Here is a 17,563-nt window from a genome sequence, read left to right as displayed (position 1 = left end):
CAGCCACTAATTTTTTGTCGTGCCACCTTTTTAAGATTTGCCCGGCGAATGCCGGTGGAACTACAGGACAACGTGGTCGCGGGTTCGAATCCCGCCAGCCGAAAGGCTGTAGCTCAGCGGTAGAGCGCGATGCATGTTTCACCAAACCTTGTCGCCTCAGGTACCAGAACAACGCCGAACAATCGGCCAATAGAAAAGAACTGAAATCATGCAAGAACATACCTACCAACTGCTGGAAGTCGCCAACGGTAAACCGATCAAGCTCTGGACCCAAGGCGTCCCGGTAGAAAATGAAGCCAAACAGCAATTGATGAACACCGCAAAGATGCCGTTTATCTTCAAACACCTTGCGGTGATGCCTGACGTACACCTGGGCAAGGGCTCGACCATCGGCAGCGTCATTCCTACCGTTGGGGCGATCATTCCGGCTGCAGTCGGGGTGGATATTGGTTGCGGCATGATCGCCGCGTGTACATCGCTGACGGCCAGTGATTTGCCAGACAACCTGCACGGCTTGCGTTGCGCGATCGAGAAAGCGGTGCCTCACGGGCGTACATCGACGCGTTCTCGCCGAGACAAAGGGGCCTGGGACGATATCCCGCAACAAGCTGATCAGGCTTGGGCGGCACTGGATCCGCGGTTCAAGGCGATCACCGATAAGTACCCGAAACTCGCCAACACCAATAACCGCATGCACTTGGGCACGCTGGGCAGCGGTAACCATTTCATCGAGGTGTGCCTGGATGAAACCAACCGGGTCTGGTTCATGCTGCACAGCGGTTCCCGTGGTGTCGGTAATGCCATTGGCAACCTGTTCATTCAGTTGGCCCAGGCGGATATGCGTCAGCACATCGCCAATCTGCCGGACCGCGACCTGGCCTACTTCGAGGAAGGCAGCCAGCACTTTGATGATTACGTCGAAGCAGTCGGCTGGGCGCAGGACTTTGCCAGGCAGAACCGTGCATTGATGATGCAAGCGGTGATTCAGGCGACACGGCAAGTGATCAGCAAACCCTTTGAGGTTGCGCTGGAAGCGGTGAATTGCCACCACAACTACGTGCAGAAAGAGCGGCACTTTGGTGAGGACATCCTGGTAACCCGCAAGGGCGCAGTCTCGGCGAAGAAGGGCGAGTTGGGGATTATTCCGGGATCGATGGGCGCAAAAAGCTTCATTGTCCGCGGGCTTGGTAACGAAGAGTCGTTCTGTTCCTGCAGCCATGGCGCTGGCCGCACCATGAGCCGTACCAAAGCGAAAAGCATGTTCACCGTCGAAGATCAGATCCGTGCCACCGCCCATGTGGAGTGCCGCAAGGATGCTGCCGTCATCGATGAAATTCCGATGGCCTACAAGGACATCGACCTTGTCATGCACGCCCAGCGCGAGCTGGTGGAAGTGCTGCACACCTTGCGTCAGGTGGTGTGCGTAAAAGGATAGAAAAAATGGGATACATGAGGGAGCTGGAGCAACTGCAAAATGGACCCCACCAGCTGACGGACTACGAGTCAGGACGACTGCAACAGGTCCTGGAAACCCACAACGAAGATGATGCGTTGATCGCGTTAAGTCGCTTTGGCAGTGGCTTCGTCCGGGAAATCGCTGTGCGTGCGCTCGCGGCCCATGCCTCGGTCGAAGTACTGGCAGCACTGGTCGACCGTCTCAATGATTGGGTGCCTCAGGTTAGGCAACAGGCAATCACCAGCATCCGGAAGTACCTGGTGCAGGAGCACGCAGATCTGTTGTTACTGGCACTTGTTCCGTTGATGGCGCTGGCCGACAAGGGGCGTGTGGATCATGGTGGAACACTGTCTGAAATTCGCGCAGTTCTCAAAGCACCGCAGGCTCGGATGGATGTTGAAGCGGCTTTCATGGTTTGCCGTCGCAGAGCCGCACGATTTCTTTTCGAGTTAATGCTTGAGGATGTAACGGATACCGGTGCGGTGTTGGAATTGGCGCTGACCCACGGTGAAATAACTGTGCGTCAGATCGCGGTCGATGCCTGCGTTGTGCTGCCAGCGGCACAAGCGGTGCCGTTGCTTGAGCGCGCCATGGAGGCACCGGGTGCCAGTGTGCGAGTGAAGGCTCTGCGGGTGCTGCTGACGTTTTCTGAAGATCCGCGTGCACACTTGCGAGCCGCCATGCTGGATGCTTCCCCAGCCATGCGATGTCTGGCTCGTTGGGCTGCGCCGCGTTGGGAGCTCGATTGCCGCGATATCTTGAAGGCTAGACTGGCCGAGGCTGCACCTCGTTCGAAGCGTGAGTGGCTGGGGCTTGTCGGGCTTGCCAAGGAGCTTGAAGAGCCGCAAGCAGATTCGATATTGGTGCAGGCACTGGCAACGACTTTTCCCTATGTCCGTTTGCAGGCGTTAGAGGCACTTGGCGAGAGAGGTTTGGCACAACAGATCAACGCCTTGAATGACCCTCGGGACAAGATGTTCAACTGCGCTGCTGCCTTGCTGGGGCAGCGCCCTTGGCAAGACTTTGACGGGGCTTTGGAGTTTCACCTGAACACGCGCTGGTATGAGCTGACCGATCATCGTCGCAACACATTGTTGAGGCTCAAACCGTGCTGGCAGCAGTTGGAATACTTGCTTCGGCGCCATGAACAGGCCCCTGCCGATTCGGCTTACTGGCTTGAACGGATTGGTCGCTGGTGTGCGGTGCAATACACCTTGGTCGATCCACAGACACCCAAGGTTGTTCGTGAAGCGTTGTTACAACGTTTACAAGCACTGGAAAGCACTGGTGAGTTACCTGTGGGCACAATGAGTCGCCTGCATTAAGGATGAAGGAGCGATGGACATGACCTTTGAAGAGCGCCACCCGCTCAGTGGAGTAATGCGCGAGCGGGTACTTGAGGAATTGGCGCGCATAGAGCGCGAACGTAACGTCACTGTGCTTTACGCCTGCGAATCCGGCAGTCGGGCCTGGGGTTTCGCCTCGACTGACAGCGATTACGATGTACGTTTTGTGTATGTGGAGAAACCCGACTGGTTCGTCCAGGTTGATACGCCAAGGGACGTGATCGAGCGCCCGTTGGACGATGAGCTCGATGTCAGCGGTTGGGAGCTGCGCAAGACCTTGGGGTTGTTGCGCAAATCCAACCCGACCTTACTGGAGTGGCTCGATTCGCCGCTGGTGTATCGCAGCGAATCTGCCGAGACCGGGCGTCTGCGTGAATTGGCGGAAGCGTTCTACAGTCCACCGGCAGCACGTAGCCATTACCTGTCGATGGCGAAGAAGAACTTTCGTGGATACCTGCAAGGCGATAGCGTGCGTTTCAAAAAGTACTTCTACGTACTGCGGCCATTGCTGGCCGTGCGCTGGATCGATCAAGGGCTGGGCCGCCCACCGATGACGTTCGCCGACCTGTTGAACACAGTAGATGACCAGCCGTTGCTTGATGAAGTCGCGGAACTGCTGGTCCTCAAACGCAACGCCGATGAAAGCACGTACGGCCCAAGGCGTCACGTATTGCACGCGTTCATCGCTGCAGAATTGGAGCGTGCCGTACCCAAACTGCCGCGTACTCAGGAAGACTCGCGATTGCTGGACGACTACTTGAGAGAGACCGTCAAGCACTACGCATAAGGATGAAGATGAAACAGGAAGTGATTGAACTGGACGGCGCCATTGGCGGTGGTCAAGTGTTGCGCAGCGCTTTAAGCCTGTCGATGGTGACTGGTCGCGCGCTGCATATTAAAAACATTAGAGCCAAACGCAGTCGGCCCGGATTGTTGCGTCAGCACCTGACCGCCGTTCTGGCGGCGGCCCAGGTCTGCGATGCGAAAGTGCAGGGCGCCGAGTTGGGCTCGCAAAGCGTGTCCTTCGAGCCGGGCCCGATTCGCGGCGGGGACTTCAGCTTTGCTATCGGCACCGCTGGAAGCTGCACGCTGGTGCTGCAGACGCTGTTGCCAGCCTTGTTGTTGGCGCCTGAAGCCAGTCGCGTACGTATATCCGGTGGCACTCATAACTCGATGGCGCCGCCCTCCGACTTTCTGCAACTGGCCTGGTTGCCGCAAATGCGGCGCATGGGCGCGAAGGTTGAGTTGCAACTGTTGCGCCACGGTTTTGTGCCGGCCGGGGGCGGAGAGGTCGAGGCGTTTATTCAGCCGTCGACACTGGTTCCGTTACACCTGCTGGAGCGGGGTGCCTTGCTCACACAACACGCTTGTGCGCTGGTTGCGGGCATAGCGTCGAATGTTGCCGAGCGTGAACTGGATCGGGTCGCCAAACGGTTGGAAATGGCGGAAGACGAATTGCAATGTGTCGCCCTTGATCAGGAATGTGGGCCGGGTAACGTCCTGCTGCTGGAATACGCTTTTGAGCACGTCACAGAAGTGTTCAGCGCATTTGGCCAAGCGACGCTTCGCGCAGAAAAGGTGGCGGATGGCGCAATCAACCAGGCGGTGGATTGGTTGAGCGCAGGGGCTGCGGTGGCCGAGCACCTTGCTGATCAATTGCTCTTGCCCATGGCGCTGGCGGGCGGAGGAAGCTTTACCACGCCGCGGATGACCGAGCATCTGCAAAGCAATATCGCGGTGATTGAACGCTTCCTGCCGATGACAATCGATTGCCAGGAGGATGGACCAAACAGGCTCAAGGTTGAGTGCAAGCGCTCTACCCAGTGATCCGCTTTACTGATACTTGATCACGAAGCCTTTGAGTTTCTGGCCCTGAACGGTTTATATGTCGCGACCCCATAACGGTCCGCTGATATAGGCTGCCACTGCTTGGATGTGGTCATAGACCACTACAATGAGAAACCAAGAATGAGCACATACCTTAGCGAGGAGGAAATGCGCTTGGCGCTATTTGGCGCCTCAATCCAAATCGAGCATCAGACGCCGCCGGAACAACCTGAGCCGAAGGTTGAATCAACGCTTCAACCTAGCCTCCAACTCCGTTAACACATGGCTGGGTTGATGTTGATCCTCAACATGATATGCCCCCAGTGATTGACGCACCGCAGTTTGCAGCCTATCCGGGTTCATCAGGTCGTGATCTGGAGGCGGCAGGAGGACGCTGATGCCCAGATAGTGTTCGAGATGAAGCGTGATGACCTGCCCCTCTACGGCCAAGTCCCAGTAACGTTGATCGATTCCGTCAGCTTTCTCAACCCATGTCCCCCCGAGCCCTTGTTCAAGAGCGCGAGCAACATTTTCGAAAAGCTGCCAGTCAGAGGACTCGGAAATTTTTATTTCTGTGGGGCGAATGGGTGGTTGGTCATTTTGCATTTCGAATGATATTTCTGGTCCGTAGGATGGGAGATTCGGAGTCCGCTTTCGACTCGCTACACTGTGAGGTTGAAACGGATTTGTGCACCGTCGGGTAAGTCGTCGATTTCCTTGGCGAGGTGGCCTGAAACTGCCACCAGCTCGTGTAGTGAGATCGTTGCCAGATTGCCCCCTTCATACTCCCCACCCAACACGGCAGGTATTTTCAGGCAGTACTTGTACCCAGGACGAAGCAGGCCAAGCCGATCCCTTGCCTGTTCGACTAATGCTTCCATGTGCCAATCATGCAAAAAGTCCTGGCTCTGAGAGAGCGCATCAAGCTCTGCGTGATCATTTGCGACACGATTGCAGTACAGATCTTCAGGGCACAGACGCCAATAGCGACCTGCTACGTCTTTGATGAGGAGGTTGCCGAAGTCGTTATCACCAACAACCTGTGAAGGTTTGATGCCAGCCCAACCCCACGCTTTTTCAATTTCTTCAATCAGTCCCATTGCGTCTAAATACCGTCACGTTTCAGATGCAATGTTAATTACACCTTTTGTTGCACAACATCCAGGGTGAGTTAAGCCATTTTTGAATGCCCAATTCTGGCCGTTTTCTGCCTGTTGCATCGACCGGTTGAATCCACAACCCATTGCGGACATTCAGTGAGCAGAGACGCTTGTGAGTTAGTTTTGGATAGTCCAGAGCATTGTCTGAACCATGATATGCGGGTGACTTTCTAAAGGTTCCCATTCATCGATGAAAGAAAAACCCTGCTTCAGATAGAAGTTTGAGGCTTTCGCATTGTCGGGAGAGACGTCCAGAAAAACGCGATCATGCCCTTTCCCTATCGCGCGAGATTTCACTGCCTCAACCAGCTGAGTTGCCACGCCAGAGCCGCGTGCAGTGGGTTCAACCCACATTCCGATCAAGTTATAGCGATTTGCGCCACTGACCACGGCACCGATCATTCCCACCGTTTTGTCTTCCGTGATGGCCAGCCAGAATTCCGTTCCGGCTGACGAGGCTCGTTCTTTCCACTGTTCGTCACTGTAATTGGCGGCAGTTTGGTAACTCACACCAAACGCTGTCGGTGTGTCCAAAAGTGCGGTGAGACGGACTTTCTTCAAAAGCATCCAGTCTTTTGCTTCCGTCGATCGAATGTCCATGATCTTCCTAAAAATTAGCGAAACTTCAACCTCTCACAAGAGTGTCGAGGGAGCACCCGGGTTGTCGTTGCGCAATGGCTGCTAGCCGATTACTGCCGGTCACTAAGAGTCGCTATCGACCCAAGTCGACGCTCAGAGCAGGTCATCGCAGGCGTCGGTTACGCAAACAAAGGACTCCCACATGGAAAGTGATGACAAATAGCCACTGATTGTCTCTGGTTGGCTTGTGACAGAGCCTTTCAGTCAGGCAAGATTCACGGCTCCAGTTTCAGGGAAGATGCCCATGATTGCTTCATTGCAGAGCGCTGCTGCGCAAATTCGCCAGGCCGTTCGTGTAGCCACCGAAGGCTTGGTGGGGCGCGAGCAGTTGGCCGAGCTGATTGTTCTGGCCGCCGTTGCCCAGGAGCACATCCTGGTGATCGGCCCGCCGGGCACAGCCAAAAGCGCAGTGGTGCGGCGGGTTGCGCAATCCATGGGGGGGCGCTATTTCGAATACCTTCTGGGCCGTTTTACCGAACCTTCGGAGCTGTTTGGCGCGGTAGACCTGAAAAAATTGCGCGAAGGTACGGTGGAAACTGATGTCAGCGGCATGCTTCCAGAAGCCGATATTGTGTTTCTCGACGAAGTCTTCCTCGGTTCTACAGCAATCCTCAATACGCTGCTGGGGGTCCTCAACGAACGACGCTTTCGTCGAGGCCACACTCAGATCCAGTGCCCGCTGCGGGTCTGTGTCGGGGCCGCCAATGGTCTACCGGACGACGAAGCCCTGGGGGCATTCGGTGACCGATTTCTACTGCACCTGTTTGTCGAATCGGTGCCGGATAATCAGCTGGAAGCGATGCTTGCGGGTGGTTGGCAGTCCGAGCAACGGCCGGTTCAGCAACTGCTTGGCTTGAGTCAGTTGGATACCCTCGGCCAGGCTCTGAAAAATGTCGATCTCACACTGGTTCGCCCCTCATTGGCCCAAGCCATCCGCCGTCTGCGTGAGGCCGGTATCCAGTTGTCGGACCGACGCATTGTCAAATCCCAACGGCTGATCGCTGCTGCAGCTTTGCTCGGTGGGAGTATTGAGGCTAGCGAAGCGGACCTGTGGCCGCTGTTGTATGTGTTGCCGACCAAAGAAACCCAGCAGCATGGCCGCGAGGTTCTGCGAGAGATCTTCGCGCAGTCCAGCAACAGCCATTTGTTCAGTGCTGTGGAGGAGGCGACCTTGCAGCCGATGTCGCGGCTCAATCGCCTGTTGGAAACGGCCGAGGAATACCTGGCGCGCACCGAACCGCCGGCAAGCCCCTTACTGGAAGGCCTGCTGCGGGAGATTGACGCCAACTTCAATAGCCAGACCATGCCGGCGCGGTTGCAGGAAGTGCGTGGGCAAATGACCCGCCTGTTGACGTCCGCTGTATGAATTTCTCAGCAAAGGGCTGGGCCTGGCGGCCACGGCTGGCGCCTGCCGAACCGCAGGCCGCCGTGGCCTGGGGCGATGCCGCACGGCGTCTGCATGCACGGTTGTTACTTATACCCGCCGAACAGGCAACACGCTTGCAAGCCACGGCCAATCGCGACGTGTTGGTGGTTTCGGGTGTTGCCAGCGATCTGCCCTGGGTCGACGGTGTAGCATACGCCGCGGCGGATGAACGTGCGCCAGGGCTGTGGCTGCCCACCAGTTGGGAACCCGAGGTGCCGACTGATCTGGTGGGTCAGGCGTTGTCGATGGCCTTTTCACGTTCACCGCTGTTGCTCTGGCGCGACCCGCCAGCGGTGGTTCCCCTTGATCGACAACTTCCGGTGACACCGCAGCATCTGCAGCGAATCGATGCGTATTGGGCAGGGCGCTAATGCAGTTACCTGAATCCCTGCACCCCTGGCGCCAATGGCTGGAATGGTTTGCCCCCGAGCAATTGCCACTGTTCGCCGACCTGCTGGGCCGTCTCAATCCAATGCTGGGCCCGTTGCGCGGTCTGCAACAGGGGGGTGTGCCTGAGCCTGATGGCTTGGGCGACCTGCAACGCCGTGGTCCCTATGAACGACTGTTATCCAGCGAATGGCTGCTGGCCGATGAGGTGCCTGAAGAATTTCTGCGCCGGGCGGTGGTGGGCGAGCATGTGTTCCTCGCGCCACAGTACCGCGCCCGCCAGGCTAATCGCTTGATTGTCGTCTTGTTTGATGCCGGCCCCTTGCAATTGGGCGCCGCGCGCCTGGTTCACCTCGCTTTGCTGATGTTGCTCGCGCGGCGCGCCGAGGAGGCCGGTGCCGAGTTGCGCTGGGGTATTCTGCAAGACATGCCTCGGCTCCATGTACTCGACACCTCGGCGCAACTCAAGCGTCTGCTCAACGCCCGCACCTATCAGATGGTGGACGATGAACACTGGCAGGCCTGGCGCGTCTGGCTGGCCTCACAGCAGCACAATGCCGGGGAATGCTGGATCGTTGGTCAGCGTTTGCCCAAGACCGACAACCAGTTCTGCACCCACCGGGTTCAGGTACATCGCAGCCTTGACGGGCAGAGCCTGTCCTTTGAATTGCAGGCAGCGACCACCCGGCGTGTGTCGCTGCCCATCCCCGACGAGCGTTTGGCCTTGCAGTTGCTTAAAGGCCAGTTTGACGGTGAGGTGGTGGTAGCTCCATCGCTTAAAGGCAGTGTGCCGCGCGTCTCCCTGACCTTGCCGCCGGTCATCTCCAGTGCGGGTACCCATGTCGCGCTGAAAATGCTCGACGAGCCTGGCATGGTGGTGATCAAACTGCCGGCTGAAAACCAGAAAAAACCCTTGGAAATCCGCCGCAGTCTCTGGATTGCCGGGCGGGTGCCACTGACCGTAACCTTCCTGAGCCGTACCCTTGGCGCGGTGTTGAGCGACGAGCGGCAGCTGTCGTTCTGGAACATGCCCGGCCTGACACCAGTCGATAAACCCAGCCGCGAAGAGCTGCAACTACCGCCCGGCACCGCCACACTGCTACCCGCAGCATGGTTGCGTGGCGGCAGCTCGGCCGGCCGTCTGTTTCTGCTGGATACCCAGGGCCATCTGGCCTTTTGGGTGGTGCAAACCGGAAGATCTTCCGCCCCGGCCGATACCGGGAAAACCCACCGTTTGACGGATAGGGTGCTGGGCCTGGCTAAGGTCGATAAGGAAGTTGTGGCCTATGTGCGTAATGACGGCGGTCGGTTGTATGCCCATTCGGTCGGTGCCGACGGGATTGGATCGCGCGCCCACGTGCTCGGCGTCGCCGAAGGTGTGAGTCAGGTGCTGTTTGCCGCCAGTCCACTGTGGCGTCGGTCTTTCGGTGGCTGTGCTTTGCTCTCTGTCGACAATGGCAGCGAGAGCTGGCGGGTGATCTCGGCCACTGGTCACCTAGTGCAGATGGAACGGATCGATCTGGCCAGCCGCTGGAAGGGCCTGGGTTTGTTGCTGCAAGAGGGGGATGACCACTATTCCCTGGTATTGCTCAGCCCCAATCAGCAAACCATCGCCCTGTATTGCGAAGGGCAGCAGCGTGTCTTGTTCACGACCTCCCATGCCATTTCCAGGGTCAGCTTCTGCCCCATGAGCGGTCTGGTCGCAGCCTTGACCAGCGCCCGAGAGTTGCTGGTGTACTCGATTCCGCTGCGCACCATGCGCTTGCAAGTGTTCTGTAACCAGATACCGGAAAAACACAAGGAGGACACCGATGCTTGAGGATGACGCAGCATTGATTCGCCGTCCGGTACTTACCGGTCATCAACAGATTGAAGGGGTGTGGTTTTCCCTCGAACGCTTTGACGAGTGCGAGCGTGCACGCTTGATCCTCGATCAGTGGCAAACCGGCGCCAGCGTCTACCGCTTCACCGACGGCGACTTGCTGCGGTTTCGCCAGTCAGTATCGGTTCAGTGCGAAGCGCAGTGGGGGTGGCCGCTGATCCGCCAAGGCCGAGCCTTGTGTTCTGCGCTGCTGACCCCGCAAGAGATGCGCAGCTTGCCTGTCGCCGATATCTGGCTCGTACGCGGTAGCCACGTCAGCGCCTTGCAACTGCGCGATGCCGCGCCGCTTGTGCCAGGTCAGTGGATCGACGTCAGCGGTTACACCATGCTGGACACTTATGACTGTCGCAGCACGCTGCCGGAACCGGTGCTTGAGTCTCTGGCAGTGCCAACCGATGTGCGGGAAATTCTTGGCGGTGTGCTGGGGCCAGTCAGCCCTGAGCGGGAAGGGGTGATGCAAGCGCTGCTGGAACGCCAGCGCAATGCGCCAAAAAAGCTGCTCCCTCAAGTCAGCACGCCAGAGAACAGCGCCTGGAAGAATACCGAAGACCCATCAATGCCTTGGCTGAAATTCGGCGTGACCTTTCTGTTGCTGGTGGCCTTGTTTTGGATGGGGGGCCAGGGCAAAACCAATGGCTTACCCAAGTTGCCGGCGAGTTCAGTGGCGCCCGTATCGTTTGAATTAAGCAATGTGCTGATAGGGGCGGTGATCGGTTCGGTGCTGTTCACCCTGTTGTTGATGGGCGCGCGCAAGCTTCTGCGTCGCGCAACGCCTGTGCAAGGGGGGACGTCACGGACACCGGCGCAGCCGCCGCTTGCACCGCGTGCCACGCGTGTTCAACACAAGCCCGCCGCCTGGCGTCGCTGGTTGACTCGTCTGACCCTCCATTCGCGCCTGTCCGGGCTGTATGGCAAGCGTCAGGCCGTTTATGTGCGGCGCATGCTAGAGATGTTCGAGAACGGCGATCTGGAAGAAGCCTTGCGCCACGCCATTCCTCTGGGCAATGGGCAAAGCAACGGTGAGCAGGAGTTTGGTACGCCTCAGCGGCGTCAGAAACTGGCGATCAATCAGCACCGTGGACCCAGTCGCTCGATGATGTTTGAGGAAGATCTGGAGTCCCACCTCAGGCGGATCTACCGTCAGACGTTTGAACGTCTGGACCGCGAGGGTCGTGTCGAAGAGGCGGTGTTTGTCCTCGCTGAATTGCTCAAAGTGCGCCAGGAATCCCTCGATTACCTGGAAAAACACGGACGTTACCAGCAAGCGGCCGATCTTGCCCTGGTATGGGATATGCCGGCAGCGATGATCGTGCGTCTGATGTGTCTGGCCGACAACTGGCAGCGTGCGTTGCTGGTGGCCCGTCGTGACGATGCTTTCGGGGATGCGGTGACGATGCTTCAGGGCAGGTGGCCCGAGAGCGCCGACCGCCTGCGCCTGGAATGGGCCGAAGCCTTGACCGGCAAGGGCCTTTGGCTGCAGGCCGTGGACGTGATCTGGAGCCTGCCTGCCGAGCGCGAGCGGGCCGCGCAATGGTTGCTCAATGCCGAAGCCGCAGGAGGGCGACTGGCCATCGGTGCGCTGGTCAAACGGGCGATTTTACTGCCCGATACCCTGGTGGCTTACGGGACTTGGGTCGAGCAGTTACGGGGTGATCCGAAGCGCTTCGTCGAGCGTACCGCCCTGGCCGAAGCGTTGTTGCTGAACAAGGCTCACGCGGGCGCACTGGCCTGGCTCACCGGCGCCACGGTACACGCCATCGTCGCTGATCAGGCCAGTGGCCATGGGCGGTTAACCCAGAGTCAGGTGCAAGCGCTGGTCAAAATGAGCAAGGACAAACTGCTGCAAGCCGACCTGCCGGGCCAGGCGCTGCCGCGTCCCGCGGGCCTGTCGCTGGGGAGTGTCGGCTCGACCCTTGAGTGGACGGCGCCGGAGATGGGCAGTCGGGCCATTTTCGATGCAGTACCGCTGGAAGATACACGTTATTTAGTGGCCCTGGGTGAGGCCGGGGCGGTGGTGATCGACGCAGCCGGTAAGACTCTCTTCCATTTTCCGGTACCTGCGCAGACGATCGTCCTGGCCCATAGCCGGCAGATGGTGCTGGTTCTGGCCCGACGCGATGACGTGTGGCGAATCAGTAAACTGGACCTGGTCAACCGCACCGCGACGGATCTGGGCATGCTGATACTGGACGTTTTCGCCAAGTCATTCGATGGTACGGCGTGGACCATCGGCCGTGGGCATCAGTTGCGGGTGGTGGACGTTGACCGCGGGTTTGAAACCCTGTGGCATGTCAGTGATTTGCCCGGCCGGATCGTGAGCTTGAAGGACGATGCGCAGAGCGAATGCCTGTGGCTGTCCGATCCTCAGGAGGGCAGCCAGCTTTGGCACTACCGTCTGCCTGAACGTCGGCTGGTCAGCCGTGAACCGGTGCCCGCCAGGATTCATGAGGACGGCTACCAGCTGTTCAGTGCATCCAGCGAAGTCATTGAATTGCGGATTAAGTCCGAGAGAGAGGACGATCCAATCCTTGTGTTGGAGCAGCACGGTAGTCGCAAGGGCTACCGTTTGCCCGGCTGCGTTGAAGGGTTTGCCTATGAGGATCCCGTGCGTCTGTTTCTGTACGAACGCTGGCTGTTGATCGGCTATGTCGTCTCCGACCAGGACACCTGCTGGCATTTCATCCACCGCAGTAGTGACCGCCTTTGCGCTGCGCTGCAATGGCCGCTGCAAGATGTGCAAGTGCGTTGCCTGGGCGCCGATTGGTTGCTGTTCGACCACCAGGGCCGCTTGAGCCATATCAACGTCGATGATGCCAGCCAGCGCAACATGTCCCTCAACTGAACGGATCCTGCATCAGTTTTTTCTGGCTTCCGGTGTAATAGATCCGAGGTCTCTGCTTCATCTGCAACACTCCTTCTGCTTACACAGAATTTAGTTGTGTTGCATCGACCGGTTGAATCCACAAAGCGGTGTTTCAAACCACCGATTAACCGAAAGGCCGATCGGTATGCCTGCCAGAGAAAACTCGTCGCCGCTGACGTAGGCCCCGGTTGAGTCGAGCTGTCGATTGAGGATTTCCATGTGTATTGACCAGTTGCTGCACGCGGCTGCTAACGCTTGGCTGTCCTGATACTCAGGCGAATGCCTGACCAGCGACATGAAGGCATAACTCCAAGACTTGTTGAGATCTGACGCTTGTCAATCAATCCATTGATCCACCCGCGCTTTGGCTCTCGCTTCAGTCGGGTAAAGGTGATCGCCGTTGTAGCGAGACGCCAGGTAGCGAATGATCGAGTTTGACTCCCAAAGAATGAAGTCATCGTCCTGGATGACCGGCGCCATTGCATTGGGATTCAGCGCCAATCCTCCTGCTCAAAGGGGATGTCAATCTCGACGCAGGTCCAGAGGTTTCAGCTCTCGCCATGGCATGGTCAGATCCTCGGAATCGACCAGTGCCAGTTAAAAACTGTTACCTATGTGCTTGAACCGTTTTGTTACCTATGTGGGTGAGTCATACCCGCAGCTTTTTGTGCGTCTTGTTTTGCTGCACCCCCAAATATCCGCCCTCTGCATCATCCTTGCGCATGACCAGAACGTCTGCCGGCCGCTGCCGGGTCAGGTAGGCCAGGTCCATCGCATCTTTCAGCTCTTGGGCTGCCTTCTTGTAAACCGCATCCCAAACCACATCATTCGCGTAATAGTCCCTCGGCGTTTCCTTGTTTTTGCGAACGCCCTGACAGGGTTTTTCTTTGGCCGTTAACCCCCACTCCCGGGCAATATTGAACACATGGGAGAGAGTGGCGACTTTTCGTACAGACCTGTACGGACCCTAATTTACACAACAGGACTTATGTAACCCGACAATACGCCGATACCGTGCAGCGGCACGGAAGCACCGAAGCAGCACTTACTCCATAGAAGGCAGGAACCTGAACAATGTTTGAACACATCTGGCGCAGCATCCATTCTCCGGGCTACTTCCCCAACGTACTGGAGTGGATGATCAATATTCTCCTCAACCCGTTCATGGTGATTATGTGCCTGATGGTCGGAGCGCTGGCCGGTAAATGGTGGAGAGCCATCCCCTACGGCAGCCTCATTTGTTATGTGGTGTTCCTGAGCCGGTCGTCATTCTATCGGTGGGGAAGCATTTTCCCCGAAGCCGGCCTGCCTGCGCTGTTCATTGATGGCGCACTGCTGGCCCTCCTCGGCTTCTATTTGAAAGGCGTACTCAGAACCCGCTCAGAAGCAAAACCCGAAGGCCATTGGTTGCGCTGGCTTTATCAAAGCCTGAAGGTCGTCATGCTGACAGTTATGGTGATGTTCTGGGTACTCGTCGTGCTGTTTGTCGTGACCTTCACCGTCTCGGTCGCTACCCAACCGTCATTGGTGCACTGACCCTCCTCCTGCTTGCTAGGGTCTGTACGAAAAGTCGCCGAGTGGCGATCAGGCAAGGCAAAAAACAGGCGAGGAGGCGGAATTTAAGGGTTTTAAATGAGCATTCCGAACCTGTTTTTAACGCAGCATGATCGACACGCAGGCAGTTTTCGTACAGAGCCTAATGCCCATAATGAGGACGTGGCTCCAGGTCGACCTTGCACGCATATGAAAATGCGGAAAATTTTGGAGCGTCTATCAGGGTCTTGCGTGCCGTGGACACCGGCGACACTGAAGGCCTGGCCTGGCGTTCCGCCGACCAGCACGTCCGGTGCCGGGATCTTGCCGGCCAGCACCTGGGCACCGAGTCGGGTCATGTCGCCAAGGTTCGGCGTGTTGGGGGAGTGGTGGGCCAGAACCGCGCTGGGGAAAGGCTCGATCTCGGCAAACCAGGTGGCGCGCATACCAAACCATCGTCGCAGCTTCTATGCCCGAGCAGACGGAGCCGTAGGTGATCTGTTTCGGTGCCTGGCTCTGGAAAGCGGACATAGGGGGATCCTCGCCGGTTGGCGTGATTCGGGGTTGTGGGCTATTTGTTGAGGATTCGACATGCCGCCGAATCAAGGAGGCCGCTGATGAAAAGCAAGCCTACGGGCAAGGAGATTGCTGACGCCACAGGACTTACAGAGAATGAAGTGGGGGCCTACTTTGCCGACTCGGAGCTAAGGCGAGATGGCACGTGGCTTATCTACTTTGATCCCCCGTATTTTTGATGACCCTCTCATTTCAGAACGTCTGCGTGATGACTTGAACGCAGAAACGAAAAAGCCTGCGACCAGTCCTGGCCGGCGTCATCGTCGAAGGCGAATGGCATACCGGCCGTGTTTAGTAAGGCTCATCACAGAGCGCACCTTAATAATGAAGGAACAATCAGAATACTTCGTACAAAATTATCGAAAAAGCCTGTATGGAAATTAATAATTAATTCATAAAAAAATTCACTTCCCCTAACCTTTAAGCATCAATTGCGGAGGTGCATTTATGTTGATTTTCATTAAGTCGATGATCATTGGGCTTTGTATTGCAGCCCCTGTGGGACCCATTGGGCTGTTGTGCATACAGAGGAGCCTTGCGCTTGGATGGAGAGCAGGTCTCGCGACAGGGTTAGGGGCGGCCACAGCTGATTCGATCTATGGATATGTCGGTGCGCTGGGGATCACAGTCATCATAGCGACACTCATTAGCTTTAAGCCATGGTTGTGTATTTTGGGGGGGATGTTCCTCGCGTACATTGGTTATCAAACAATAAGATCGAAAGCGAGCTCAACAGCCCTGGAGGGTGAACGAGCCAACCTGTTAAAAGCCTATTTGAGTACACTGTTTTTGACACTGTCGAACCCAATGACCATCCTGTCGTTTATTGCGATATTTGCTGCCATGAGCGACGGCATGGCTAATGATCAAAGCGGTCAGCACTCAGTGCTGCCTATGGTGACAGGTATATTTCTAGGCTCGGCTGTCTGGTGGCTGGGATTGAGCGGATTCTCCTCCATATTCAAGACCAGAATCTCCCAATCAACGCTCAGGTTGATCAACTATTTTTCCGGGTCAACCATAACCATTTTGGGTGCCTACCAAGTAGCCACTGGCGTTATGCTCGCCGCAGGAGCTTAAGCGGGAAATGAGACAAGGCTTATTTTTCATTGACTGATGAGTAAGCCTTGGCATCAATCCCCTACGGTCTAACGGGAGGATGCTTTACTGCATTCTGGATTCAATGTACGCCCTGAGGCTGCCTATCGCTTGTTTGATTTCTGATTCTGTCGCATTGCTAAACGACAACCTGACCTGAGTGACAGCCTCATTCGTCAGCGAAAACAAGGAAGTGGGAAATACAATAACCTTGAAGTTCCTGGCGCACTCGCACATTTCAAAATATTCAAAGGTGAAAGGCAGCTGTACATTGATGAAAAAGCCTCCCTCTGGATGGTTCCAGGTGACACTTCTTCGAGAATCAGCCTTGATCGGGAATTCACGTTCAAGGCATTCAATCATATAGTTTCTTTTTTGCCTGTAAGACAACACTCTTGGTAGATTAAGCTCTTTTAAAGAGTAATTGTTCTCTATCAGCAAACCTCCGACAACTGCTTGGCACAGGGCAGGTGTATTGACGGTGATCAAGCTTTTGGCTTTACATAATCTGGCGCTAAAGGAAATCACCCCAGCGCTTTCTGGGGCGACTATATAGCCCATACGCAATCCCGGAAAAATTGACTTTGCAAAAGAGCCAAGAAGGAATACTCGACTACTGTCGATCGACTTCATCAAGGGGATTTTATCTCCCTCGTACCTGAAGTAGCTGTAGGCATTATCCTCCAGGATAAAAAAATTCATTTCATTGGCCAAGGAGAGCATGGCCTTTCTGTCCTCATCGGAAAGGCTGTTAGCAGTAGGGTTACTAAAATCTGAAATCGCGTACAGCGCTTTTACCTTTTCTCCCCTGGACTCAAGATCTTCAGCTACCTTGCGCAGGGCAGATGGATCGAGGAAGGTGTCCTCGGGAACGGGTACAATTTTTATTCTTAATAATTTCGCAACACCCGTTATTCCGGAGAACACAGGGTCAGGCACTAATAAAACACCACTTCCTTCAAAAATTGATAGCAGTGTCAAGGTCGCAGCTTCCTGAAATCCCATACACACGACAATACTTTCAGGGTTGGAAATCTTTATGCCTTCATCCACCTGCAAGTGTTCGGCTATTATACCGTTGATAATTCCGGTGGTTTTTCCATATTGGCAAAGTAGTGTCGCAAGTGAGTGTTCCGTACCGACGGCGTATCGTGTATAGCTGGCCAGCCCTTTATCGATGAGGGACAGGTCGCATTGCTCGTCGTCAGGTCGACCGGAAGCCAGAGAGATTGCCTCTGGATATTCACTGGAAATGGAATTTAGAAGATGGATAACGTTCAGAGTAGGGTCTTCGAATATCGTTTTTTCGAGTACGCTGGGCAATCTCGCTTCTCCATAAAAAGCAACGAGCCGTTGAAGGCTCGTTGCTC

14 protein-coding genes and 3 pseudogenes are annotated in these 17,563 nt (G+C 56.2%); 10 read left to right on the top strand and 7 right to left on the bottom strand.

The window, feature by feature from the left end; all coding sequences use genetic code 11:
* The first annotated feature begins 208 nt into the window (after positions 1 to 208).
* Genes KRR23_RS09470 through rtcA form a run of 4 tightly spaced genes read left to right on the top strand, consistent with a single transcriptional unit; the run spans position 209 to position 4,629 of the window.
* Positions 209 to 1,435: an RtcB family protein gene (locus KRR23_RS09470; RefSeq protein WP_216742293.1), complete on the top strand. Its 1,227-nt coding sequence runs from the start codon at positions 209 to 211 to the stop codon at positions 1,433 to 1,435.
* Between the two features lie 14 nt (positions 1,436 to 1,449).
* Positions 1,450 to 2,781 carry a HEAT repeat domain-containing protein gene (locus KRR23_RS09465; protein WP_216742292.1) on the top strand — a complete coding sequence of 444 codons (1,332 nt, stop codon included), beginning with the start codon at positions 1,450 to 1,452 and terminating at the stop codon, positions 2,779 to 2,781.
* A 19-nt stretch (positions 2,782 to 2,800) separates the two neighbouring features.
* Complete coding sequence (locus KRR23_RS09460) at positions 2,801 to 3,589, top strand: nucleotidyltransferase domain-containing protein (protein WP_216742291.1); 789 nt, start codon at positions 2,801 to 2,803, stop codon at positions 3,587 to 3,589.
* An 8-nt stretch (positions 3,590 to 3,597) separates the two neighbouring features.
* On the top strand, positions 3,598 to 4,629 hold the full coding sequence (gene rtcA, locus KRR23_RS09455; RefSeq protein ID WP_216742290.1) for an RNA 3'-terminal phosphate cyclase: 1,032 nt from the start codon (positions 3,598 to 3,600) through the stop codon (positions 4,627 to 4,629).
* Between the two features lie 246 nt (positions 4,630 to 4,875).
* On the opposite strand, the gene KRR23_RS09450 is transcribed toward rtcA, so the two are convergent.
* The 3 genes from KRR23_RS09450 to KRR23_RS09440 form a co-directional block, all read right to left on the bottom strand.
* Entirely contained in the window at positions 4,876 to 5,235 is a 360-nt protein-coding gene (locus tag KRR23_RS09450; RefSeq protein WP_216742289.1) for a DUF3630 family protein, read from the bottom strand.
* A 56-nt stretch (positions 5,236 to 5,291) separates the two neighbouring features.
* Positions 5,292 to 5,729: a T6SS immunity protein Tdi1 domain-containing protein gene (locus tag KRR23_RS09445; RefSeq protein ID WP_216742288.1), complete on the bottom strand. Its 438-nt coding sequence runs from the start codon at positions 5,727 to 5,729 to the stop codon at positions 5,292 to 5,294.
* Between the two features lie 177 nt (positions 5,730 to 5,906).
* Entirely contained in the window at positions 5,907 to 6,389 is a 483-nt protein-coding gene (locus KRR23_RS09440) for a GNAT family N-acetyltransferase (RefSeq protein WP_216742287.1), read from the bottom strand.
* Positions 6,390 to 6,672: 283 nt separating this feature from the next.
* Between KRR23_RS09440 and KRR23_RS09435 the strand changes: the two genes are divergently transcribed.
* From KRR23_RS09435 to KRR23_RS09420, 4 genes are read left to right on the top strand one after another with little or no spacing between them, the layout of a single operon-like run.
* Positions 6,673 to 7,794, top strand: coding sequence for an AAA family ATPase (locus KRR23_RS09435; protein WP_216742286.1), 1,122 nt, complete (start codon positions 6,673 to 6,675; stop codon positions 7,792 to 7,794).
* Entirely contained in the window at positions 7,791 to 8,225 is a 435-nt protein-coding gene (locus KRR23_RS09430) for a hypothetical protein (protein ID WP_216742285.1), read from the top strand. The genes KRR23_RS09435 and KRR23_RS09430 overlap by 4 nt, the downstream gene beginning before the upstream one ends.
* On the top strand, positions 8,225 to 10,060 hold the full coding sequence (locus KRR23_RS09425) for a hypothetical protein (protein WP_216742284.1): 1,836 nt from the start codon (positions 8,225 to 8,227) through the stop codon (positions 10,058 to 10,060). Before KRR23_RS09430 ends, KRR23_RS09425 begins: the two co-directional genes overlap by 1 nt.
* Positions 10,053 to 12,965: a bpX6 domain-containing protein gene (locus KRR23_RS09420; protein ID WP_216742283.1), complete on the top strand. Its 2,913-nt coding sequence runs from the start codon at positions 10,053 to 10,055 to the stop codon at positions 12,963 to 12,965. Before KRR23_RS09425 ends, KRR23_RS09420 begins: the two co-directional genes overlap by 8 nt.
* A gap of 126 nt (positions 12,966 to 13,091) precedes the next feature.
* Here KRR23_RS09420 and KRR23_RS09415 read toward each other — a convergent pair.
* Together KRR23_RS09415 and KRR23_RS09410 are read right to left on the bottom strand one after the other, a co-directional pair.
* Positions 13,092 to 13,531, bottom strand: a pseudogene (locus KRR23_RS09415) (glutathione S-transferase N-terminal domain-containing protein); the annotation flags it as partial.
* Positions 13,532 to 13,638: 107 nt separating this feature from the next.
* Positions 13,639 to 13,944: pseudogene (locus tag KRR23_RS09410) on the bottom strand (integrase); the annotation flags it as partial.
* Between the two features lie 116 nt (positions 13,945 to 14,060).
* On the opposite strand from KRR23_RS09410, the gene KRR23_RS09405 reads away from it, so the two are divergent.
* Positions 14,061 to 14,522, top strand: coding sequence for a hypothetical protein (locus KRR23_RS09405; RefSeq protein WP_216742282.1), 462 nt, complete (start codon positions 14,061 to 14,063; stop codon positions 14,520 to 14,522).
* A 257-nt stretch (positions 14,523 to 14,779) separates the two neighbouring features.
* On the opposite strand, the pseudogene KRR23_RS09400 reads toward KRR23_RS09405, so the two are convergent.
* Positions 14,780 to 15,050 (bottom strand): annotated as a pseudogene (locus KRR23_RS09400) (DNA cytosine methyltransferase); the annotation flags it as partial.
* 492 nt (positions 15,051 to 15,542) lie between these two features.
* On the opposite strand from KRR23_RS09400, the gene KRR23_RS09395 reads away from it, so the two are divergent.
* The gene (locus tag KRR23_RS09395) at positions 15,543 to 16,175 is read left to right on the top strand and encodes a LysE family translocator (protein WP_216742281.1); all 633 of its coding nucleotides are present in this window, start codon (positions 15,543 to 15,545) and stop codon (positions 16,173 to 16,175) included.
* An 84-nt stretch (positions 16,176 to 16,259) separates the two neighbouring features.
* On the opposite strand, the gene KRR23_RS09390 is transcribed toward KRR23_RS09395, so the two are convergent.
* Entirely contained in the window at positions 16,260 to 17,516 is a 1,257-nt protein-coding gene (locus tag KRR23_RS09390; RefSeq protein ID WP_216742280.1) for a PLP-dependent aminotransferase family protein, read from the bottom strand.
* Positions 17,517 to 17,563: the final 47 nt, after the last annotated feature.

Source organism: Pseudomonas sp. CVAP#3, from assembly GCF_018986375.1.
Classification (GTDB): domain Bacteria; phylum Pseudomonadota; class Gammaproteobacteria; order Pseudomonadales; family Pseudomonadaceae; genus Aquipseudomonas; species Aquipseudomonas helvetica.
Note: the sequence above shows the minus strand (reverse complement) of the source record. Positions and strands in the feature narration are given on the sequence as shown.